Raw genomic sequence first — 16,364 nt, forward strand, 5'->3', positions numbered from 1 at the left:
TTTTTATTTTAAATTGGGATATCCTTGCTGGCGCAAAGCCTCATACACCAATATCGCAGCTGTATTCGAAAGGTTCAGTGAACGTACATGCTCATTCATTGGTATCCTCAAAAAGTGATCTTTATTTGTTTCTAGTAAATCCTTTGGTAATCCCGTGGATTCTTTTCCAAACATAAAATAATGTTCCTTTGATACATCACTGAAATCAAAAGTTGAATGTGGTTCTTCACCAAACGTCTCAATATAGTAAAACTCACCTTGATTTTTTGAAAAAAAGTCATCCAATGAGTCATAATACGTTATGTTTACAGAATGCCAGAAATCTAAACCTGCTTGTTTTATCATTTTTTCATCAGTTGAAAAGCCAAGTGGCCGTATTAAATGCAACCTTGTATCGGTCGCGGCACAAGTACGAGCAATATTTGCAGTATTAGCTGGAATTTCTGGTTGATATAGTACAACATGTATTGCCAAGAATGGTCACCTCTATCTTTATTTTCCCCTCAAAATTATAGCATAATGTTGTGCAGACCTAAGGATTTCTATTATAGAATTTGCCCGTAAAACCACGTGGGCTTGCCCTGTGGAGTAAGTAAGGGTAAATAATTTGTTTAGAATCGACGAATATTAATAGAAACTTTACTGCCTGAGTGAGGAGATTTCGATGGATTTTTCTTGGAAAAAAGCGTGGATACCAATGATAGTAGTATTTTTATTCGTCGAATTGATGTTATCTATAGCATCAATTATTAATAATTCTGAGATCCTTTTTCCAGAAGCATCAGCATTAGCTGTTGGCTGTTGGGTATTTAAAGAAGAACGCTGGAATCGTAATTTTCAGCATATTTGTTTGATGCCTACGCTATCAGCAAGCTTAGCTATTATTTTGAACAATTGCCCAATATCTATATTTATGAAAGAAAGCCTCGCTTTGATATTGGTGGTTGCTGCCCTTCATTTCTTGAAATCATTGATCGGACCATCCATTTCTGCAGCAATATTGCCTCTCGTGTTGGGAATTCATTCATGGGATTATGTATTATCTGTTTTCGTATTAACATTCGTGATTATGCTTGGAGCAATAAAAAATAGGACAAGTAATAAGCATCCTATAGACAAACAATCCACGAGGAAAGTAGCTTATTCTTTTTTAATCGTGCTATTTATTCTATTTTGCTGGGTATTGAAGCTTGAAATAGGAATTATCCCTCCGCTATTAGTTGTTACCTATGAATGGTTTAGCAAAACCGAGATTAATCGTTTATTTGTGAGTAAGCAAATTACTTTACTAACATTGTGTGCATTAATAGGGGCAGGATGCCATCAAATTTTCCCGCATTTAACTCTTTTGGTTGGATTGATATCAGTATTGACTTCCCTCCAATTCATGCTTTTATTGGGGGTCAAACTTCCTCCGGCTTTTGCCATATCTCTCTTGCCTTTAATTATCGGGGAACTTCCAGTTTGGAAATTTCCACTGACCGTTCTTGTTGAGAGCTGGGCTTTATCAGAAATGGCAATATGGTATATCCGATTGGAACCAATCTTTTCCCTTAAATTTCTTTCATTTAAGCAGGTTTTATCAAAGTAAATAAAAAATGGGGCTGTTACGTCAGGACAGCCCCATTTTTAGGAGATCTTAAAAAGAAGAAGCTTTTACTTAGTCGCACTTTGGCGGCCAATTTCATAAATCACATTACTGATTCCTTTGGTAACTTGACTGCTTCTTACATTGGTCATGCTTGTATTCATGTATCGAATCTTATTATGAAGAGTTGGGTCAGCCGTAACATAGATATTATAGCCACTGTCTGCTTTTTGGGCTGCTTGTTGAACTTGTTTTTCCAATTGTTGGGCTGGGACTTTACCATTACCATCAATGCCGATCACCACATCAATTCCTTGGGCAACAGCGGAGGCTCTTGTTACTCCCGGCACTTTACTGGCAACCCCCGCTATTCTTTTTGCTGTGATAATTGCCGAGCGTACATCAGCTTCGGTATAAGCCAAGGGCCTATTTCCGTCTACTGCAGCACTGTAATTTTGATTATAAGGGTTTTGAACAGATTTAACTTTTCCAGCATTCGGATAGTTGGAAAGATTTGTTTCAGTCGTCATCGTCCCTTCGTGATTATCACTGGTTTGAAGCTGATTTTTCGTTGTTGCACAGGCCGATAACCCTGTTAATATTAAGGATGGAATTAATAATACAGCTGCCATATTTTTTCCAAGCTTACTAAGCATAGACACAGCCTCCTGGTTGGTCAATTTATTCGGGTTTTTTATTTTGTTTTCGATCTCTCCAAAGTGCAAACAGGATAAGGAGAAACGAAAGTCCAAGTAAATAAGATCCATAAGTGAAATAACTAATAGTTGTAAAATTGGCGATTTTGTTTGTTCCGATAATCGGTGGAACAAATGGTTTCATCTTTATCGGAGCAGTAGGGTCCAAATTGGTTCCATAATCCGCAAGCCAGCGATGGATATCATATAGTCCTAACCCTCCGCCCATGATAAAAATGATGATTAATACATATAGAAAGGTTCTATTTCTGAGAACTCCAACAATTAATGTAAGCAAAGCCATTCCTGCAAGGAGATATGGTAAAAATTTAAGTTCAGGAAAACTTTCTTCGCTGAAATTTTTCATTCCGATATAGTGATTTAATCCGTTGATAATATCTAATTGTCCTGTCATCTTATAGGGATAAACAATGATGTCCAACCCTTCTGGATACTGAGGGGCATAAAATTTCATTCCCCACCACGGAAGAAAAATGGAAATAATGATCAGCACTGCACCAAGGCTTAACATGATCGTTGACAAACGGGTGAGTTTCATTGCCTACACTCCCAATGAAAAAGTTATTTGTATCTTTCCCTGGGAGGATGAGTAAATACAGTTCCGAGATGTAGTAAAATCAGGGAACAACGAACATGAATGATAATCTAAACGAGTGAGGTTTTCCTCACTCGTTTTCTTAGCTAATAGGCAAGTATAAGGGCAACTACGCCTCTGTCTTCGCCCTTAGGGGCTCGCCAATCGGCGAGTTTTCTTTAAGTTCCACTTGGCTTCACTAATAAATAACCATTCATTTCCTGATGTAGAGCTGAACAGAAATTCGTGCAATAAACAGGGAATGTTCCTGCTTTGTCTGCAATAAACTCCATTGTTTTTGTCTGTCCTGGCTGTACTTCCATATCGAGATCATAGGAATTTATCCCGAAACCATGGGTTATATCTTCATCAAGATCGATATTTGTTAGATGGAAGAAAACATGGTCTCCCTGGTTTAGGGTTACCGAATCTTTGTTTTGAGCACTGTTATCAAAGACGAAATGGGACCTTAGTGCCACACCATATACATGCACTTCATTGCCTTTCCGTTCAATATGGGCATCCTTTTGATCCCATATACTAAAAGGTCTCTTTGTATCTTTATCAAAAATAAGCTCAGGTTTTAGTTTATCTGCTTTTACAATTTGAGCATAATGCGGTTCTGGATCGGCTGGCATCGTTTGAATAATCTGCATCTTAGGAGTAGTTAAATCAATCAATTGCAACGACTCAGGATGGGATGGTCCAACCTGTAGGTAGGTATCTTTTGCTAATTTGTTAAGTGAAACTAAATATTTTCCGTCAGGGCTGACAGTATCCCCTTCTGCAGCAGCAATATGCCCAGGAGAATACTGAACGGAAACGCGATCGAGCACCTTCCCGCTACCCACATTCCACTTCACGACTTCAGAGGAAATAAACATACTCGTAAATGCATTGCCTTTATCATCAAATTGTGTGTGCAGAGGTCCCAGTGCATTAGGTGGGTTCACTTCTCTTTCCATCACGGATTTGTAATCTAACACGGGGATTCCCCCAGCTTCCCGGAAAACTTTTTGTTTTTGATGGCATCAAACGCCTTTTGAAAAGAAAAGACTGTCATTGCCGGGGCCAATTTTCCTGATGCGACGAAGCGTGTCCCATCAGGGGTAACATCTACACCATGCGGTGATTTCGCACATGGAACTAAATAGACGGCACCCTTATGTTTGGTTGGATCAATCATCTTTACTCCATTTACAAGATCATATTGACCGCTGTTCGCCATTTTTTCGAGTTCCTTCCAGTTAAACAAAACAACATAATCGCGATCTTTTTGGGAAGCATTGATTTCCATTTCCGTTGTGGCATCTTCGGTATTGTATGTAGTCATAACAGCCCAGCCATCAGACATTTTTTTCCCGGAATCAGATAAATCAAAGGACCAGGGAGGGAGCATGAGTTGATAAGCTAATTCTAATTTCTTAGTATCCGTATTAAACTTTACAGCTGAGGTGACTCCCTTGTACGTAGTCTTATATTGCTCCAAAGGTGAATAAGCAAAGCCTAGCGGAACTGCAAACCGTGTTGGTAAAAATAAATATTCAGTATTAGGCGTCACAAAAGCTGCACAGTGAGGTCCCCCTGTATTGGGAACATGGAGAATATCTGTTGTTGAAAAGTCTTTTAAGTCAACAACTGCTGCCCTGTTATTGGCGACATCTGTAGCAAACAAATACTTTCCATCATAGTCTCCATTGGTTTCGGAAAGGGCAGGATGGTGAAAATCTCCCCAAGAATAATCTCCCATCAGTTTTTTTGATTCTTGATCATATCCATAACCCGTTGCTGAATCAGGAGAGAAAATGGGAATTGTTCGAATACGGCGCATGGAAGGGATTCCGTAGACAAAAAGCTGGCCTGAATGTCCACCAGAAGCCATCAGATAATATTCATCTTTTTTACCAAACGGAACATAAACTTTTTCAGCAGCAGAAGCCTCGGCTGATTGTGTTTGCTGCTGCCCCTGTCGGGAAGGTATACCAATATCGCCAAAGGCTACGGTAGAAACTAAAAGTCCCCCGACCAGCCCGCTGATAATTGCAATCAGATCCTTTTTTTGCATAGATTTTCCTCCAGTGATGTTATGGCTTTTCCGAAGCAGCTTTTAATGCCGTAAGAACAGCATTATATTCTTCATCGGTGAGAGGTTTATTCCCCAAAACGCCTGACATGACTGCCGAATTGGGCTTTCTCAGGAATTGTTGGATGGGAATTCCGTGTTTCGCCTCAACTTCTGTGTAGGCTTTTGAAAGATCGGGACCAACGGCGCCGCCCTGAATATTCAATGCTTTAACACTATGGCATTGTACGCATCCCCGCTGAACAAAAATCCGTCCCTCTCCAGCCGTTGCCGTGGTTGTTTCTGTTTTGTCGGTACTTTGAGTGGCTGGTGCAGTGTTCGGTGCAGTTGTTTTTGGCTGACTCACGTTCTTTTTTGGAGTATTGGTAAAGTACTCATATCCAACGCTGAATGTGATGGCAAAACTGCAGAGAAAAATCATAATTAACCTTCCGTATCCCAATAAAAATCCCTCCTATCCAAGTTGTATATTTTCTCAGTTATTTTGCGTTTTTCCTGAAAAGTTAAACATTACATAGAATATTTTTTTGCAAAATTTTTTGGGGAACTGGCTGATAAAAAAGAAAAATTTGCTAATAATACTTTTGGAATGGAGGGACATTGATGAAGAAAGTTATTACGTTATTTTTCGTATTAATGGGGATCTGGATCTTTTATTCTCCTTTTGCTAGTGCAGAAGTTTCTTTACAGCAGAAAATTGACAGCACACCTGGAAATGGGATTATTCATTTAGATAATAAGGTGTATTCGGGAAATATTGTGATTAAAAAACCTCTTACCATCGTTGGCGCCCAAAATACAGTGATACGTGGAGATGGAAAGGATAATGTAGTAACGATTCAAGCTTCGAACGTAAAACTGGAAAGCTTGAAAATCATGCATGGAAGCATAAATCGCAATACATTGGAGGAATATGCAGGTATAAAAATCACCCATGCAAATGGAAATGTCCTTAAAAATATTGGAATTTCTGATTCCTATCACGGGGTGTACTTGGATTATGCAAATAATAATTTAATTGAAAACATAAAGGTTACGGGATTAGGAGGAAATAAAATTGGCGAACAGGGAAATGGCATCCATTTAAATTTCTCCAATCACAACCGTCTTTTTCATAGCAAGATTAAAGAAACACGTGATGGAATTTATTTCTATAAATCGGAAGGAAATAAAGTGGGCGATAATTTAGTCGAAAAAACCCGATACGGACTTCATTATATGTATTCCGATGGTAATCAGTTTTATCATAATCGTTTTACACTTAATAGTGCAGGTGCAGCCATTATGGTTTCCAGGCACATTCAACTAAAAGACAATGAGTTTTCTTTCCATGAAGGACCAAAGGCATTTGGAATCCTGATGCTGGAAAGTGAGGATGTTCAAGTTGTTAACAATCAATTCTTTCATAATGTACGGGGGATTTATATCGATAACTCATTTAAAAACAAAATCAAGGATAATAAATTTTCTCTAAATCAGGTTGGAATCGAAGTTTTATCCAGTTCAAATAATCAAATATTTGCGGGTAATCGCTTTTTCGATAACACGTCACCGGTTATCACGGATGGTGTCCGTTCTTATAATAGCTGGAGCGACAAGGGAAGAGGAAACTATTGGGGCAATGGATTTCCTTTATCAGATTTAAATCAGGATGGGGTTGGGGATTTCCCAATAGCCTATAAATCTTCGTTATACAAACTATTGAATGAGCATGAGCTAGCCTATTTATTCATGAAAAGTCCCGCAATTTCCCTTTATGAAAAATTGGGACAGCTGATGAACGGCCAGGACATTATGTTTGAAGATGCATATCCGCTGGTTGAACAAAAGGCAAGTTTCCCTTGGACGTGGATGTCCCCGTTTATCTTGGCAATTGGTGCCTGCTATGTGCTGATTAGGCGAAGGAGGAAAGTTAAATGTACATATTAAAAGAATGGAAAGAAGAATCACGCAGTATCGGCATTTGGATTGCGCTTGCTATTTCATGCGCAGCATCTATGTTTATTCTTGTTCAATCCCGTTCATTTCCCTCGGAACAAGGGTTTGAAGCGATGCTTTTATCCCTTTACGAAATGAATCTTTATCTCATTCCACTGTTAAGTTTATTTATCTCATCACTGTCTATTGTTTCAGAGAAGGAACAAAAGACATTAATGATTTTCCTTACAAAAAAGGAGTCGTACCGCGGTTTTCTTTTACGAAAAAGTATCGCCGTACAAACTGTTCTAATTGGTATTTTTATTGTGTGGAATTTTGTTCTTGCACTCCCAATGAAATTCATTCAGCCGTTTCATTTAAAAAGCTTTCTGGCATACCTCCTGGCTATTGTAGTGCTGCTTTTTATTTTTAATCAGATCGGGATTTTTTTGGGCAGTTTTTGCAAAAATCGTTTACAGCTTACAGGGGCAGTTATTTTTAGTTGGTTTGGCTTTCTGTATTTACTTGATCTTATTTTTCTTTATTTATTGCCTTCCGAAACGAAAAATACGATTGAATTTTTTTCAGCTTTTTATTTTCTCGATCCGTTGCACACGATTTATTTCTTCCTGGAGAACGCATTAGGTTTGTTATCACTCGACCATCTATCGAAAATCGTTCAACAGATGGTTTGGATGTCACCAACTTATTATCTGTTTATCATTCTATTGATTTGGACGGTCATTCCATTTGAATTGGCAGTATGGTTTAACAGAAAGGGGGAGGTTGAATGATTGTAGTGGAAGGGCTGTCACAATCTTACGGAAAAAAACAAATTTTAGCGGAAGTTAATTTAGTTGTTGATAAGCATGAAAGATGTGCGCTTGTTGGAAAAAATGGTGCGGGCAAGTCCACTTTAATCCACTCGATGCTTGGCCTGTTGCCTGTCAAAAAAGGTTCCGTTGTTCTAAATGGAATTCCTGTTAGAAAAGAACAATGGAAACCATTTGTTTCTTATTTGCCTGAAAAATTTACTTTATACCCTCTGTTAACGGGATGGGAGAATATCGAATTCTTTGCGTCATTTGCAGAGAACGGAATAGATGAAAATAAAATTGAAAAAACCCTAAAGGACGTACGCCTCTGGGATGATCGTCATGCGAGGGTAAAGAGTTATTCAAAAGGAATGCTGCAGCGGCTTGGGCTAGCCATCATGCTGTATTATGACTCCGAGATTCAAATTCTTGATGAGCCGACAAGCGGACTCGATCCAATTGGAAGAAGGGAAATCTTATCAATCCTTCAGACACTGACGAATAAAACCATTCTTTTTTCTTCCCACCATATGGAGGAAATACAACAAATTTGCACACATGTTGCCTATCTTGAAAATGGTTTTATCACAAAATACACGGTTGCGGATTTTTTAAGCAAATTGGAGGAAGGAGAAATTGTATCATGAAGAACAGCTTGATTCTAATGGGGATTGTTGGGCTGATTCTTACTGGATGTAGTTCATCTGGACACTGGCAAACCGCTATCAAGGAAAAAGTTAATTTTAAAGAAGGAGAAAAAATTCCATTGGTTCTGGAAATAAAAGACCATGGCAAACCTGTTGCCGGTTTGGTAGTGAAAGCTATTCTGGAGATGAAAACAATGGACCATGGACAAATTGAGGTGGTCCTCCATGATAATGGAAATGGGATTTATAAAGAAAATGTCCAGCTGCCAATGGATGGAGATTGGATTGCGGATGTTAACATTACGAATGGAAAGCAAAAGATGGAAAGTGCACTTTCATTTAAGGTCGAAAGGACAAACAAGGAATGAAACGGACGATTAGAATAGGAATTACGATATTGCTGCTGGTTATGGGCTGTGTTATTGCCTATGAAAAACACTCGAACAGAATAATGGCATCAGAAGCAAACAAAAAAATAGTTGCAAAAATAAATAGCGATACAATTACGGAAGAAGATTTAGATTTTTATAAAGTAATTAATCGAATTCAGGTTGAGATGAACCGAGAAGCGGACAGGAATCGACTTCAAGGTAAAGAGTTAGAGGAATCGATTAGCTTTTGGAATAACCAGGAAAAAGCTGCCATAGACAGAAATACCTTGCTTACCCAAATGATCAGGTTACACGCCGCAGCCTTACTCGCAAAAGAAAAAGGCTATACTGCTTCTGAAGCGGAAGTAAAAAAGGAAATGGATGACGTAAAGCAAATATACCGCAAAGAGCCGAATGCTTTAAAAATGATAAAAGCGTATGGTGAGAAACGCTTTTGGAATAAAGAACTCTCGCAATACCAATTAATTGTTTTGTCCAAGAAGGTTCAACTGGATGTTATGAATCAGGTAAAGAAGGCAAATCCGAAAGCCGAGGAGAAGGAAATATATTTCCTTGCCAATAAAAAGTATGAAGAATTACTGATTTCGCAAATTGGTACATTGAAAATCGCTTTTGTTAATAACCGCTAATTGGCAAGGATTTATTTTAAGTTTGATAATTAGATTTCGAAAGATTATTGAAAAGATTAACCGATAAAAGTTTTCTTTGAGTGATCATTTTTCTTAGTCTTTATTTCCTGGTCAATTACACGAAGCAGTAGAGCTGTCACTAATATGTAGATCACATCTAAAAAGGCTATCATCAATTGTGCGGAATTTGGCTGTAACATGACTCCTAACATTGCACCCATCATTCCGCCCATAATACCTGCCATGATCCCCTCAAGAGAAGCCAATAGAGAAATTGGTCTTCCGGTTACATATCCCGCAATCATGCCGATTGAAACAGAAACAATGATAGGAGATGTTAAATCCATATCTTTAGCATTGATACCTAAAATAATCCCCAAAGCAATGCTCGCCATCATTGAATTTGTCATACTAATGATCGTACCTGCCATGGAAGAAATTTGTTTTCTTTTCATGTGGGTGGTATAAACCACAATAAGCGAGATCAGAACAATCAACATCATACTTATCGTAAAAAGCATATTGTCCTTCACATCCTTCCTAAATATTCCCTCTTGATATATATGTTAATGACAGCTTTATTCATGTTAGTCATTTGAATTTGATTTTAGGAGTTGTCCATTCTTTTATAATTAATCTGCAGGAAATTTGAATAAATGGAATTTTTCATTAATAAAATAGTTCAAAAAAGTAGTGTGGTGGTAAAGGTTTATGGAAGAGACTAACTTTTTAGAGATAAAGGGGATGCATTGCGCTGCTTGTGCAGTGAGAATCGAAAAGGCTGTTTCCAAAATGGAAGGTGTAATTGACGTTAACGTTAGTTTAACGACGGAAAAAGGAAGATTTACGTTTAATAAAAATCGGACAAACATTCAAGATATCATAAAAAAAATTAATAATATTGGATTTGCCGCAAACGAATTCATTCATAATAATCCCGAATCAGACCAACTAAAACGAAAAGAAATGAGAATTCTCCAAACGAAATTTATTTTGTCCGCCTTACTCACTTTTCCTCTGGCATGGGCGATGTTTGCTCATTTTTCGGTGACTTCTTTTATAAAAGTGCCGGAATTATTTTTGAATCCATTGTTTCAATTGGCTATTACCATTCCCATTCAGTTTGTCATTGGCTTTCAATTTTACGAGAGCGCCTGGAAGGCACTGAAAAATGGAAGTGCAAACATGGATGTTTTAGTAGTGTTAAGCACGTCTGCGGCTTTTTTCTACAGCCATTATCTTACGATTACAGCTTTAAAAACAGGAAATCATACGCATGCCATCGGGATGTTCTTCGAAACTAGTGCCTTTATTATGACCTTTATTTTATTAGGAAAGCTGCTGGAAACAAAAACAAAAATGCGAACAACTGAGTCAATCAAAAAACTTTACCAATTACAGCCAAAAACGGCAACTTTGGATTTGAATGGGAAACAGTCGAAAGTAGCAATTGATCAAATTTTGCCGGGAGATGTTATTTGGGTAAAGCCTGGTGAAAGAATCCCGGTTGATGGACAAGTGGTCACAGGGAATTCCATGATTGATGAATCTTTATTAACAGGCGAAAGTATTTCAGTTGAAAAAAGGATTGGGGATAATGTCTATGCCGGGACCATCAATCAGAATGGTTTAATGAAAGTTCAAGTGACAAAAAAAGATTCGGAAACGACTTTGTCACAAATTATTCGTATTGTAGAAGAGGCACAAGCTTCTAAGGCACCGATTCAATACATAGCAGATAAAATTACAGCTATTTTTGTACCTGGGGTTTTTTTATTTTCAGTCGTCACATTTATCGTCTGGTATTTCATTTTTTTGCCGGAAACTTTTACGAAGCAATCGAAAAAGTGATTGCAGTATTAATCATTGCCTGTCCATGCGCCCTGGGGCTTGCTACGCCTACATCGGTTATGGTAGCAAGCGGAAGGGCTGCCCAATTGGGAATTCTTTTTAAAGAAGGGAAATTCCTTGAATTGCTTGGGAAAAATAACATCGTAATGTTTGATAAAACAGGAACCATTACGAAAGGGGAACTGCAAGTAACCCATCTTTATGTTGAACAGTTTAGTGAAAATGCTTTTTTGGAATTAATCGGTGCAGTTGAAAGTGTTTCTACGCATCCTGTAGCAAAAGCGATTGTCACGAGGGCAGAAAGCAAGATTCATAACCTTCCAAATCCAACAGAGGTGGAATTTTTTCCGGGATACGGTGTCAAAGCAACAGTAAACGGAAAAAAAGTGGTGATTTCGAACCCTCGATATTATAAAAACAATTATTCTAGCATTCCTGGTAAAGCATCACTTCTTGTAGAAGAGCTTGAAGAAGAGGGGAAAACAGTGATGATTGTAACGGTTGACGCTCGTTTTGCCGGAATTGTTGCAGTTGCCGATGAAATTAAACCCACTTCTAAAAGGGCGATTTCCCGTTTGAAAGGTTTGGGGTTAGAAGTAGTGATGCTGACGGGGGATAATAAAAGCACAGCACTAGATGTGGCGAAGCAGGCAGGAATAAAAAGTTTGTATGCAGAGGTTACGCCGCAAGAAAAGGCTGCCATTGTTCAACAATTGCAAAAAGAAGGAAATAGGGTGGTGATGGTAGGGGATGGTATTAATGATGCACCAGCATTAACAGTTGCGGATGTGGGAATTGCGATCGGGACTGGGTCTGACATTGCTATTGAATCAGCAGATGTAACAGTTATTACCGGTGATTTAAATCGAGTTGTTGATGCGATCAAAATCAGTAAAAAAACCATCATCAATATAAAGCAAAATTTCCTCTGGGCATTTTTATATAATATTTTTATGATCCCGTTTGCCATGTTTGGTCTATTGGCTCCTTGGGTGGCAGGAGCAGCCATGGCTTTCAGCTCTGTGTCCGTTATCTTAAACTCGTTAAGATTAAAAAAAGTAAAAGTTTAATAATTTCATATCATATAGGGCTGAAGTTACGGGTAGAAGCGGTCCTTCCAATTGAAGGACCGGCTTCCTTAGTGATACCATCCCATTTTAAAGCCCCAATTACTGATATTTAAGGACATTCCTATCCCCCAATAAAAAAGAAAAAAAGCGCCTCCGATTATTAATGCTATTGCACTCACTAATTCGGCTTGATACGGTTTTTCATTTGCCCATCTTCCAAGTCTATTACGAAAAACTCCTAACATCAGGAGAAACAAAATAGCCATTAACGCAATTTGCCCCAATCCTTGTATACTCATAACCAGAGCACCATATAGCGGATTGTTTGACTCAGCTGCATAACCCAGAAAATCCCGAAACACGGATAAGGTCTGCCAATGGCAAAAAATCCAACCAAAACCCCCAACATCCCAGCCTTAGTTGTTGGTTTGGATATATTTTCTCGAATCGACAAAGGAAATTTTTTTGTGAACCTGTCAAATAAACCAAAAGTGATAGCTCCCCAGATTAGCATAATGAAACCGATGATTGAAAAAACAACCTGAGCCTGATGGATACGAATTACAGGGTCATTGTAGGCATGTGCACCCTTCACACCAAGCATCCCTACATAAAAACCATAAATAGCTCCAACAAGGATAACTGCCAATACAAAAATAAAAAAAGCCCATAGTGCCGTAGCCTTGGTTGAGGAGTTCCCTTTATTTGCAGGACAAACAAGGCCTGGAATCATCGTATAAATGACACAATTGCATGCTGTAAAAGTGGCTGCAACCCCTGCAATCAGAGCAAAGATCATCCCAAAGCCAAACCCATTTTCTTGAAAACTTCCTGCTAATTGAGCTGTTTCTCCAATCGTACGGTTCGCAATGATATTTCTTCCAAAATTGTCCACGATTTTGTAGTTCCAAAAACCAGCAATTAAGATTCCTAAAGCAAGGGATACTATGACCCATACGACTCGTCTACGTAAAGAATAATTTTTGGAAAGGATCGTTTGTGGCGGGTCGGATGTCAAATGACTCATGATGCGCTTTTCCCTCCTTTATTATGGATGTTAAATGACACTTTACAAAATATGTTTGAGCATGAAAGAAAATGAATAGTTCCTTACGTTCTTCGGTAAACCATTAAACTGGCAAATCCTCAGATAAAGCTTTAAAGTCTAAATTGTAAGAGAAAGTATTAAAACATTAATAATTACAATTCTAGTGGGGAAAACTATCGTTACGTGAACTCATAATGACACGTAAAGCTAGGACAAGGATACAAAGCCCCGATGATATTCGTTGGGGTTTTTCTTTTTTACTATAAGGCTGTGTTAAAGGAATTTGTTGATTTTTTAACGCTGTTGATTGGAGCGGAAGGTACTTGACTCCTGCGGGAGTACGGGTCAGGGGAGACCCCACAGGCGCCTATGGCGCCGAGGTGGCTCCCCGACACGCCCGCGGAAAGCAAGTGCCTGGAGCGGAAATCAACAGCCAAATTTAACACAGCTTACTATAAAAAATATTGCAAACAAGAATGAAATGGAGAGGTAAAATGATTCGATTTGAACAAGTATCGAAACAGTTTCCTAATGGGACCTTTGCCGTAAAATCATTAGATTTAGAGATAAAAAAAGGCGAATTTTTCGTGTTAATCGGTCCCAGTGGATCTGGAAAGACAACCACATTAAAAATGATTAATCGCCTCATTGAATTGTCTAATGGCTGGGTTTGGATTAATGAGCGGAAAATAAGCGACTATGACATTAATGAACTCCGTTGGAATATAGGGTATGTCCTGCAGCAAATTGCACTTTTTCCACACATGACAATTGCCGAAAATATTGCAGTTGTACCGGAACTGAAAAATTGGGATAAAGAAAAGATATCTGTGCGTGTTGACGATTTACTTAATATGGTTGGACTTGACCCAAAAGAATACCGAAATCGTAAACCTAACGAACTTTCGGGTGGACAACAGCAGCGAGTAGGTGTAACAAGAGCCTTAGCAGCGGACCCCGAAATTCTATTGATGGATGAACCATTTAGTGCACTTGATCCATTTAGCCGAGAAAAATTGCAGGATGACATGCTTGAAATTCAACGGAAACTGAAAAAAACGATTGTTTTTGTCACACATGATATGAAGGAAGCCTTAAAGCTGGGAGATCGTATTTGTTTGATGAAAGATGGAGAAATCGTTCAGGTAGGAACTCCACACGAATTCTTAACCAATCCTGCTAATGATTTTGTGCGTGAATTTGTTGGAGGGCGGAAAATACCGATTCATTTGAATGAACTGATCACACAGGTTCCAGCAGGACAAGTATTATCTGATACGAAAACCATTTCCTTATCAACTCCAGTAGTTGAAGCATTAGAGCAATTAGCATTATTGGAACAAATTGCGGTCGAGGACAATGGAAAACTACTAGGATTCATCAGCCGGCAAAACGCTCTTAAGGTTATGACTCAATATATGAGGGAAGGAGGGCAAATACATGAATAATTTCTTAAGTGTATTTTCAGCCAGGAAGGGTCAGCTTCTCACGGCCCTCATGCAACATATTGAAATATCACTAATCGCTCTCTTTTTCTCATTAATTATCGCGATCCCATTAGGGATTTATTTAACCCGAAAACAAAGAATGGCGGAATATATCATTGGGATTACTGGAGTATTGCAAACCATTCCTTCTTTAGCCCTGTTGGGTCTGTTGATTCCACTTTTTGGAATAGGAACCGTTCCTGCTGTTATTGCTTTGGTCGCTTATGCGCTGCTTCCCCTTTTGCGTAATACCTATACAGGAATTAAAGAGATCAATCCTTCCCTTTTAGAAGCTGCAAGTGCGATGGGAATGAACAGAACAAAAAGGCTAATAAAAGTCGAGCTTCCTTTAGCAATGCCTGTCATCATGGCAGGTATCCGAACAGCGACCATTTTCATTATTGGAACTGCAACCATTGCAGCATTGATTGGTGCCGGCGGTTTAGGGGATATTATTCTGTTGGGGATTGACAGAAATGATTATTCTCTTGTGGTGCTAGGAGCCGTACCATCTGCACTTTTAGCGATTATTTTTGACCTTCTTCTCCGAAGACTTGAAAGCATTTCTTTTAAAAAAATAATCGTATCATCGGGTGCATTTGCTCTTATTATCGTTCTAATCATTGGTTCGATGATTGCTCCAGCATTTCTTCATAAAGGCGGACAAAAGACGATTGTGATCGCTGGTAAGCTGGGGCCAGAACGGAAATTCTCGACAATATGTATAAATTGCTTATCGAAGAAAACACAGACTTAAAGGTGAAGTTGAGAACGGGATTAGGCGATACAACCTTTGTTTTTAATGCATTAAAATCGAAGGATATTGATATGTATCCGGAATTTTCGGGAACCGTCATTACCGATTTACTCAAAGAAAACCCGATAAATACAAATAGCAAGGATGTATTTTCACAGGCAAAGGTGGGCGCAGCGAAAAAATTGAACATGGCTCTATTAAAACCTATGCAATTTAATGATACATACGCATTAGCTGTTCCGGAAAGTTTTGCCAAACAATATCATCTGAAAAAAATATCAGATCTTGTTAAAGTTGAGCAATATGTAACAGCTGGATTCGATCCTGAGTTTGCAGATCGAAAAGATGGATATCCTGGGCTGGCGGAAAAATATGGATTGCATTTCAACATTGTGACCATGGACCCGTCTGTTCGGTATCATGCCATTCAAACAGGCAAAGTTAATCTAATGGATGCTTATTCAACAGATGGTGAACTGCAAAAGTACCATCTCGTTGCTCTTGAAGATGATCAACATTTCTTCCCGCCATATCAAGGGGCTCCTTTATTGCGAAATGAAACCATCCAAAAATATCCTGAGCTTGCAGCAGCATTAAACAAGCTGGCTGGGAAGATTACAGACAGCCAAATGCAAAGAATGAATTATGAGGTCGGTGTTAAAGGAAAGAGTGCTGAGGCTGTTGCCAGAGATTTCTTAACAAAGGAAGGTCTCCTGAAAAAATAATGATGAACATTATAGGAGAATAAAAACCATATGATATTAATAGATGGGCATATTTGGATTTAAAT

Annotated in this window: 16 protein-coding genes and 2 pseudogenes; 10 read left to right on the top strand and 8 right to left on the bottom strand. The window is 38.6% G+C overall.

Annotated features, from left to right (window positions below):
- Window positions 1-3: 3 nt before the first annotated feature.
- The gene (gene trmL / locus RCG17_RS16660) at window positions 4-474 is read right to left on the bottom strand and encodes a tRNA (uridine(34)/cytosine(34)/5-carboxymethylaminomethyluridine(34)-2'-O)-methyltransferase TrmL (protein ID WP_308171261.1); all 471 of its coding nucleotides are present in this window, start codon (window positions 472-474) and stop codon (window positions 4-6) included.
- A 190-nt stretch (window positions 475-664) separates the two neighbouring features.
- On the opposite strand from trmL, the gene RCG17_RS16665 reads away from it, so the two are divergent.
- Window positions 665-1,591, top strand: a complete 927-nt coding sequence (locus RCG17_RS16665; RefSeq protein WP_308171262.1) for an HPP family protein — start codon at window positions 665-667, stop codon at window positions 1,589-1,591.
- A gap of 65 nt (window positions 1,592-1,656) precedes the next feature.
- Here RCG17_RS16665 and RCG17_RS16670 read toward each other — a convergent pair whose 3' ends face one another.
- The 4 genes and pseudogenes from RCG17_RS16670 to RCG17_RS16685 all read right to left on the bottom strand — a co-directional run bounded on the left by RCG17_RS16670 (window position 1,657) and on the right by RCG17_RS16685 (window position 5,403).
- The gene (locus RCG17_RS16670) at window positions 1,657-2,244 is read right to left on the bottom strand and encodes a YhcN/YlaJ family sporulation lipoprotein (protein ID WP_308171263.1); all 588 of its coding nucleotides are present in this window, start codon (window positions 2,242-2,244) and stop codon (window positions 1,657-1,659) included.
- A 25-nt stretch (window positions 2,245-2,269) separates the two neighbouring features.
- Window positions 2,270-2,842: a hypothetical protein gene (locus RCG17_RS16675; protein ID WP_308171264.1), complete on the bottom strand. Its 573-nt coding sequence runs from the start codon at window positions 2,840-2,842 to the stop codon at window positions 2,270-2,272.
- A gap of 215 nt (window positions 2,843-3,057) precedes the next feature.
- Window positions 3,058-4,943 (bottom strand): annotated as a pseudogene (gene nosZ / locus RCG17_RS16680) (Sec-dependent nitrous-oxide reductase).
- A gap of 19 nt (window positions 4,944-4,962) precedes the next feature.
- Window positions 4,963-5,403: a cytochrome C gene (locus RCG17_RS16685; RefSeq protein ID WP_308171265.1), complete on the bottom strand. Its 441-nt coding sequence runs from the start codon at window positions 5,401-5,403 to the stop codon at window positions 4,963-4,965.
- A gap of 161 nt (window positions 5,404-5,564) precedes the next feature.
- On the opposite strand from RCG17_RS16685, the gene nosD reads away from it, so the two are divergent.
- From nosD to RCG17_RS16710, 5 genes are read left to right on the top strand one after another with little or no spacing between them, the layout of a single operon-like run.
- Entirely contained in the window at window positions 5,565-6,890 is a 1,326-nt protein-coding gene (gene nosD / locus RCG17_RS16690; RefSeq protein ID WP_308171266.1) for a nitrous oxide reductase family maturation protein NosD, read from the top strand.
- Window positions 6,878-7,672: an ABC transporter permease subunit gene (locus tag RCG17_RS16695; protein WP_308171267.1), complete on the top strand. Its 795-nt coding sequence runs from the start codon at window positions 6,878-6,880 to the stop codon at window positions 7,670-7,672. The genes nosD and RCG17_RS16695 overlap by 13 nt, the downstream gene beginning before the upstream one ends.
- On the top strand, window positions 7,669-8,340 hold the full coding sequence (locus RCG17_RS16700) for an ABC transporter ATP-binding protein (protein WP_308171268.1): 672 nt from the start codon (window positions 7,669-7,671) through the stop codon (window positions 8,338-8,340). Before RCG17_RS16695 ends, RCG17_RS16700 begins: the two co-directional genes overlap by 4 nt.
- On the top strand, window positions 8,337-8,708 hold the full coding sequence (locus RCG17_RS16705; protein ID WP_308171269.1) for a FixH family protein: 372 nt from the start codon (window positions 8,337-8,339) through the stop codon (window positions 8,706-8,708). The genes RCG17_RS16700 and RCG17_RS16705 overlap by 4 nt, the downstream gene beginning before the upstream one ends.
- Entirely contained in the window at window positions 8,705-9,361 is a 657-nt protein-coding gene (locus tag RCG17_RS16710; protein WP_308171270.1) for a hypothetical protein, read from the top strand. The genes RCG17_RS16705 and RCG17_RS16710 overlap by 4 nt, the downstream gene beginning before the upstream one ends.
- Window positions 9,362-9,417: 56 nt before the next feature.
- Here RCG17_RS16710 and RCG17_RS16715 read toward each other — a convergent pair whose 3' ends face one another.
- Window positions 9,418-9,882, bottom strand: a complete 465-nt coding sequence (locus RCG17_RS16715) for a hypothetical protein (protein ID WP_308171271.1) — start codon at window positions 9,880-9,882, stop codon at window positions 9,418-9,420.
- A 190-nt stretch (window positions 9,883-10,072) separates the two neighbouring features.
- On the opposite strand from RCG17_RS16715, the gene RCG17_RS16720 reads away from it, so the two are divergent.
- Together RCG17_RS16720 and RCG17_RS16725 are read left to right on the top strand one after the other, a co-directional pair.
- Complete coding sequence (locus RCG17_RS16720) at window positions 10,073-11,212, top strand: heavy metal translocating P-type ATPase (RefSeq protein ID WP_308171272.1); 1,140 nt, start codon at window positions 10,073-10,075, stop codon at window positions 11,210-11,212.
- Window positions 11,209-12,282, top strand: a complete 1,074-nt coding sequence (locus tag RCG17_RS16725; RefSeq protein ID WP_308171273.1) for a heavy metal translocating P-type ATPase — start codon at window positions 11,209-11,211, stop codon at window positions 12,280-12,282. The genes RCG17_RS16720 and RCG17_RS16725 overlap by 4 nt, the downstream gene beginning before the upstream one ends.
- A gap of 68 nt (window positions 12,283-12,350) precedes the next feature.
- Here the strand turns inward: RCG17_RS16725 and RCG17_RS16730 are convergent, their stop codons facing one another.
- On the bottom strand, window positions 12,351-12,581 hold the full coding sequence (locus tag RCG17_RS16730; protein ID WP_308171274.1) for a hypothetical protein: 231 nt from the start codon (window positions 12,579-12,581) through the stop codon (window positions 12,351-12,353).
- Complete coding sequence (locus tag RCG17_RS16735; protein WP_308171275.1) at window positions 12,578-13,309, bottom strand: hypothetical protein; 732 nt, start codon at window positions 13,307-13,309, stop codon at window positions 12,578-12,580. Before RCG17_RS16735 ends, RCG17_RS16730 begins: the two co-directional genes overlap by 4 nt.
- 515 nt (window positions 13,310-13,824) lie before the next feature.
- Here RCG17_RS16735 and opuFA point away from each other — a divergent pair.
- Window positions 13,825-14,778 carry an osmoprotectant update ABC transporter ATP-binding subunit OpuFA gene (gene opuFA, locus RCG17_RS16740; protein WP_308171276.1) on the top strand — a complete coding sequence of 318 codons (954 nt, stop codon included), beginning with the start codon at window positions 13,825-13,827 and terminating at the stop codon, window positions 14,776-14,778.
- Window positions 14,771-16,299, top strand: a pseudogene (gene opuFB / locus RCG17_RS16745) (osmoprotectant update ABC transporter permease/substrate-binding subunit OpuFB). Before opuFA ends, opuFB begins: the two are co-directional and overlap by 8 nt.
- Window positions 16,300-16,364 lie beyond the last annotated feature (65 nt).

This window comes from Neobacillus sp. PS3-12 (genome assembly GCF_030915385.1).
Taxonomy (GTDB): Bacteria; Bacillota; Bacilli; order Bacillales; family Cytobacillaceae; genus JAEVLT01.